Annotated in this window: 4 protein-coding genes; 1 reads left to right on the forward strand and 3 read right to left on the reverse strand. The window is 70.2% G+C overall.

The features are described from left to right. Positions 1–173: 173 nt before the first annotated feature. From hpaE to B1729_RS18855, 3 genes are read right to left on the reverse strand one after another with little or no spacing between them, the layout of a single operon-like run. Positions 174–1,733, reverse strand: coding sequence for a 5-carboxymethyl-2-hydroxymuconate semialdehyde dehydrogenase (gene hpaE / locus B1729_RS18845; RefSeq protein ID WP_163617584.1), 1,560 nt, complete (start codon positions 1,731–1,733; stop codon positions 174–176). Positions 1,734–1,792: 59 nt separating this feature from the next. Further along, positions 1,793–2,482, reverse strand: coding sequence for a GntR family transcriptional regulator (locus B1729_RS18850; protein WP_163617585.1), 690 nt, complete (start codon positions 2,480–2,482; stop codon positions 1,793–1,795). After that, complete coding sequence (locus B1729_RS18855; RefSeq protein ID WP_163634325.1) at positions 2,479–4,194, reverse strand: fumarylacetoacetate hydrolase family protein; 1,716 nt, start codon at positions 4,192–4,194, stop codon at positions 2,479–2,481. The genes B1729_RS18850 and B1729_RS18855 overlap by 4 nt, the downstream gene beginning before the upstream one ends. Positions 4,195–4,306: 112 nt before the next feature. Between B1729_RS18855 and B1729_RS18860 the strand changes: the two genes are divergently transcribed. Next, a complete protein-coding gene (locus tag B1729_RS18860; protein ID WP_163617587.1) occupies positions 4,307–5,689 on the forward strand; it encodes an MFS transporter in 1,383 nt (460 codons plus the stop codon). Positions 5,690–5,715: the final 26 nt, after the last annotated feature.

Below are 5,715 nucleotides of genomic sequence, written 5' to 3' on the forward strand. Positions count from 1 at the left end.
GGGGTGAGGTGCATAGCGGTCGTTGAGCGAGGGAGCGCGAGCGACCGAGACGAAACGCGTCGGGCCGGCCGGCGGCGCCCGGCGCGGGGCGTTTCGTCTCGCTCGTTCCTCACTCGCTCAACGACCGGGATCGTGGTCGTCGAGCGGGGGAGCGAAGCGACCGGGACGAAACGTCAGCGCGGGTCGGGATCGTCGAGGTCGGTCGGCTCGTGCGCGTCGGCTTTGCCGAAGGTCGGGTTGTGCGCCGGGCCGAGCGTGATGTGCACCGCCTGCTGGTCGGTGTAGAAGTCGATCGAGCGGTAGCCGCCCTCGTGGCCGAGGCCGGAGGCCTTCACCCCGCCGAACGGCGTTCGCAGGTCGCGGACGTTGTTCGAGTTGAGCCACACCATGCCGGCCTCGATCGCCTGCGAGAAGTTGTGGGCGCGCTTGAGGTCGTTCGTCCAGACGTAGGCCGCGAGCCCGTACTTGACGCCGTTGGCGAGCTCGAGCGCCTCTTCGTCGGTGTCGAAGGGCGTGATGGCGACGACCGGGCCGAAGATCTCCTCCTGGAAGATGCGCGCGTCGGGCGCGACATCGGCGAACACCGTCGGGCGCACGAAGTTGCCGCCGTCGAACCCCTCGGGGCGGCCGCCCCCGGCGACGAGGCGCGCCTCGCGCTTGCCGATCTCGATGTAGCTCATCACCTTGTCGTAGTGCTCGGGGTGCACGAGCGCCCCGACCTCGGTCTTCGGGTCGTGCGGGTAGCCGACCACGACGCGCTCGGCCTGCGCCGCATAGCGCTCGACGAACTCGTCGTACACCGACCGCTCCACGAGGATGCGCGAGCCCGCGGTGCAGCGCTCGCCGTTGAGCGAGAAGACGCCGAAGATCGTGGCGTCGATCGCCGCCTCGAGGTCCGCGTCGGCGAAGACCACGGCGGGCGACTTGCCGCCAAGCTCCATCGACAGGCCTTTCAGGAACGGCGCGGCGTTGCCGAAGATCAGCTGGCCGGTGCGGCTCTCGCCCGTGAACGAGATGAGCGGGACGTCGGGATGCTTCACCAGCGCGTCGCCGGCATCCTCTCCCAGTCCGTTCACGAGATTGAACACGCCCTGCGGCAGCCCCGCCTCTTCGAAGATGCCGGCCCAGAGCGACGCCGACAGCGGCGTGAACTCGGCGGGCTTGAGCACGACGGTGTTTCCGGTCGCGAGGGCCGGGCCGAGCTTCCACGACTCGAGCATGAACGGCGTGTTCCACGGCGTGATGAGCCCGGCGACGCCGATCGGCTTGCGGTTGACGTAGTTCATCTGGCGGCCCGGCACCTTATAGGCGTCATCGGCCTGCGCGACGATCAGGTCGGCGAAGAACCGGAAGTTCTCGGCCGCGCGGCGTGCTTGACCGAGGGCCTGCGTGATCGGCAGCCCCGAGTCGAAGGACTCGAGCTCGGCGAGCCGCGCGTCGCGGGACTCGACGATGTCGGCGATGCGGTGCAGCACGCGCGAGCGCTCGCGCGGCAGCATCCGTGGCCAGGGCCCGTCGGTGAAGGCGCGCCGCGCGGCGGCCACGGCCCGGTCGATGTCGGCCTTCTTGCCGGCCGCGGCCCGCACGTAGGTCTCGTTCGTCACCGGGTCGAGCACGTCGAACGTGTCGCCGTCGGCCGAGTCGACGAACGCGCCGTCGATGTAGTGCTGGATGCGCTCGGGCAGGCCCTCGGGCACGTGGCGCGTCTCCGTGGTGGTTGCGGTGTCGGTCATTGCTGCTCCTTCGTCGGAGGTCGTGATCCGGATGCCGGTGGTTCCGGCATCCGGAAGCTTCAGAACGCCGGGAGGCCCAGGGCCTCGTCGGGGTGCTCGTGGATCATGTACGCATCGAGCGTCGCCGAGCGATGCCGCCGCGCGGCCTTCTCGATCTCGCCGAGAGGTGCGCCGGTCTCGATCAGCTGCAGGATGTTCTCGTGCTCGCGCACGGACTCCGCCGCGCGGCCGGGGACGAAGCTGAACGTCGAATCGCGCAGGTGTCCCAGCCGCCCCCACTCCGCTTCGACGAGCTCGAGCATGCGCGGGTTGGCGCACTTCGAGTACAGCGCCGCGTGGAACTCCTGGTTCAGGCCGGTGAACGCCCGCGGGTCGAAGTGCTCGAGGGTCTCGATCATCAGCTCGTTGATCCGCCGTGCGGCGCGGATGTCGTCGGCCGTGAGCCGGCGCGCCGCCAGGGCGGTGGCGGCGCCCTCGAGGATCGACAGCGACTGCATGCTCGAGCGGTACTGCGAGTCGTCGACCATCGACACCCGCGCGCCGACGTTGCGCTCGAAGGTGACGAGCCCTTCGGCCTCGAGCTGGCGGATCGCCTCGCGCACCGGCACGACGCTCATGTCGAGATCGCCCGCGATGCTGCCCAGCACCAGCCGGTATCCCGGGGTGAACTCCTGGTTGGCGATCCGCTCTTTCACCCAGCGGTACGCGAGCTGCGACTTGCTGAAAGTCGTCGTCGTGTCGGGGGTCATCGTCCGGCCTCCCGGTCTTCGAGCGTTGCAGTTCCCTGCGGCCGCTGCGTCTGGGTCGCCGGGCGTTCGCCGGAAACTGCCGCGCTCGCCTCTCGCGCGGCTTCGAACCGCGCCCGCCACTCGGCGTTCATCGGGAAGAGCCCGTCGACCGGATGCCCCTCCGCGACGCGCTCGGCGATCCACGCGTCCTCGTCCTCCTGGGCGAGCGCGGCGTCGACGACCTCCTCGACGATGTCCGGCGGGATCACCACGACCCCGTCGGCGTCGCCGACGATGACGTCCCCCGGCTGGACCGTCGTGCCGCCGCACGCGATCGTGAGGTCGGCGTCCCACGGCACGTGCTTGCGGCCGAGGACGGCCGGGTGGGCGCCGGAGGAGTAGACCGGAATGCCGACGGCCGCGACGGCTGCGGCATCCCTGACTCCTCCGTCGGTGACGATGCCCGCGGCGCCGCGGGCGTGGGCGCGGATCGCGAGGATGTCGCCCAACGTGCCGGAGCCGGCGTCGCCGCGCGCCTCGATCACGACGACCTCGCCGTCGCCGACCGCGTCGAACACGCGCTTCTGCGCGTTGTAGCCGCCGCCGTGGGAGGCGAACAGGTCTTCGCGGTTGGGCACGAAGCGGAGCGTCCGCGCGGTGCCGACCAGCTTCGATTCCCTATCCGGCGAGTCGGCAGCGCGGAGCGGCCGCACGCCGTCGATGTGCACGTTGTTCAGCCCGCGCTTGCGCAGCTGCGCCGAGAGCCCCGCGACGGGCACGGCCTCGAGCTTCGCGCGGAGGGCGGCACTGATTCCGGTCGTTGAGCGACCTTGCGAGTCGAAACGCGCTTCGCCGCCGTTGCTGGTCGGTTCGGCCCGTTTCGTCTCGCTCGTTCCTCGCTCGCTCAATGACCGCGTTCCTCGCTCGCTCAACAACCGGGAGGAGGCGGCCTCACGGGATCCCCATGCCTCGGCGCGCTGCAGATCGTCGGCTGCGGGAAGCGAGCCGAGGTCGGGGTCGAAGTCCGCGGTGCCCTGGACGACCGTCGTCACCAGGCGCCCGGAGGACGGCCCGCCGGGTACGTCGACCTCCACCTCGACCACATCGCCGGGCTGTGCCACGGAAGAGCCGGCCGGCGTCCCGGTGAGGATCACGTCGCCCGGCTCGAGGGTGAAGTGCTGCGACAGGTCGGCGACGAGCTGCGTGAGCGGGAAGATCATGCCCGCGGCCGTGTCGTCTTGGACCAGGGCGCCGTTCAGCCAGGTCCGCACGCGCAGCGCGTCGGGGTGGACGAGGGCGGCGTCGATGAGGGCGGGGCCGATGGGCGTGTAGCCGTCGCCGCCCTTCGACCGCACGTTCGATCCCTTGTCGTTCGCGCGCAGGTCGTACAGGCCGAAGTCGTTGGCCGCGGTGATCCCGGCCACATGCGACCAGGCGTCGGCGAGCGATACGCGTCGCGCAGTGCTGCCGATCACGAGCGCGATCTCACCCTCGAAGGCCAGCAGCTCGGTGCCCGCGGGCCGCTCGATGGTGCTTCCCGAGGCGGCGACAGAGCTCGACGGCTTGAAGAAGTACGACGGATGCTGCGGCCGGCGCCCGCGCTGATCCGCGCGGGACGCGTAGCTGAGGTGGACGGCGACGATCTTGCCGGGCCGGGCGGGGAGGGCCGCGAAGCGGGGATCGGCCGAGGATCCGGGATTCCCCGTGGCGACGGCATCCGTCTTCTCATCCATTCGAGCTCCCTCACTCTTGCGTCGTATGCGAAATCGTATATGATCGTCGCACATCCGGCAACCGCCCTCAGTTCGCCGCCGACGAAGACGTCACCCGACACAGGAGTCACGAATGAGCAGCTCACAGCCCCCACAGGGTTTCACGCCCACGGGCACCATCGCCAGCCCCGTCGATCGCCGCCGCGTCGTCTTCGCGACCGTCGTCGGCACCACCGTCGAGTGGTACGACTTCTTCATCTACGCCACAGCGGTCGGCCTGGTCTTCGGCCAGCTGTTCTTCGCGCCGCTCGGTGCGAACAGCGCGATCGTGGCCTTCGCCACCGTCGGCGTGAGCTTCCTGTTCCGCCCGCTCGGCGCCTTCCTGGCCGGCCACTTCGGCGACAAGTACGGCCGCAAGGTCGTGCTCATGTGGACGCTGATCCTGATGGGCGCCGCGACCGCGCTGATCGGCGTGCTGCCCACCTACGAGGCCATCGGCGTCTGGGCGCCGATCCTGCTGGTGCTGCTGCGCATCCTGCAGGGCATCTCGGCGGGCGGCGAGTGGGGCGGCGCGGTCCTGATGGCCGTCGAGCACGCCCCGCGCACCCGACGCGGAGCCTTCGGCGCCTCCCCGCAGATCGGCGTTCCCCTCGGCCTGCTGCTCGCCTCGGGCGTCATGGCCGTCATGGCGATGATCGCGCCCGGCGACGCCTTCCTGGTGTGGGGCTGGCGAGTGCCGTTCCTGCTCAGCGTGGTGCTGATCTTCATCGGCTACTACGTGCGCCGTCGCGTCGAGGAGAGCCCCGTGTTCACTGAGCTCGCAGCCCGCAAGGAGAAGGCCAAGACGCCGATCGTCCAGCTGTTCCGCAAGCACACGCTGCTGGTCTTCATCGCCGCGCTGGTCTTCGCCGGCAACAACGCCGTGGGCTACATGACGACCGGCGGCTACATCCAGGGCTACTCGACCAACCCCGAGGGTCCGCTCGCCCTCGAGCGAGGACCCGTGCTCTGGGCCGTCGCCGGCTCTGCGGTGACGTGGCTGCTGTCGACGCTCACGGCCGGCTTCGTGTCCGACCGCATCGGCCGCCGCACGACGTACATCATCGGCTGGATCCTGCAGCTCGTCGGCGTCTTCCTGCTGTTCCCGCTCGTGAACACGGGTAACATCTGGCTGCTGTTCCTCGGCCTCGCGATCCTCACGTTCGGCCTCGGCTTCACGTACGGGCCGCAGGCCGCGCTGTACTCCGAGCTGTTCCCGGCATCCATCCGCTTCTCGGGCGTCTCGATCTCGTACGCGATCGGCGCGATCCTCGGCGGCGCCTTCGCCCCGACCATCGCGACGGCGCTGGTGCAGGCGACCGGCTCGACGGTGTCGGTCACGTGGTACCTCGCCGGGATGACGGTCATCGGCCTCCTCGCGACGCTGCTGCTCCGCGACCGCTCCGGCATCCCGCTCGGCCCCGACCACGAGGCGGAGCAGTCCGTCAGCCCGATCTACGGGATGGCGAAGGCCTGACCTTCACGCGGACGGATGCCGCGCCC

Origin of the sequence: Microbacterium sp. B35-04, from assembly GCF_010634885.1 — a bacterium.
Classification (GTDB): domain Bacteria; phylum Actinomycetota; class Actinomycetes; order Actinomycetales; family Microbacteriaceae; genus Microbacterium.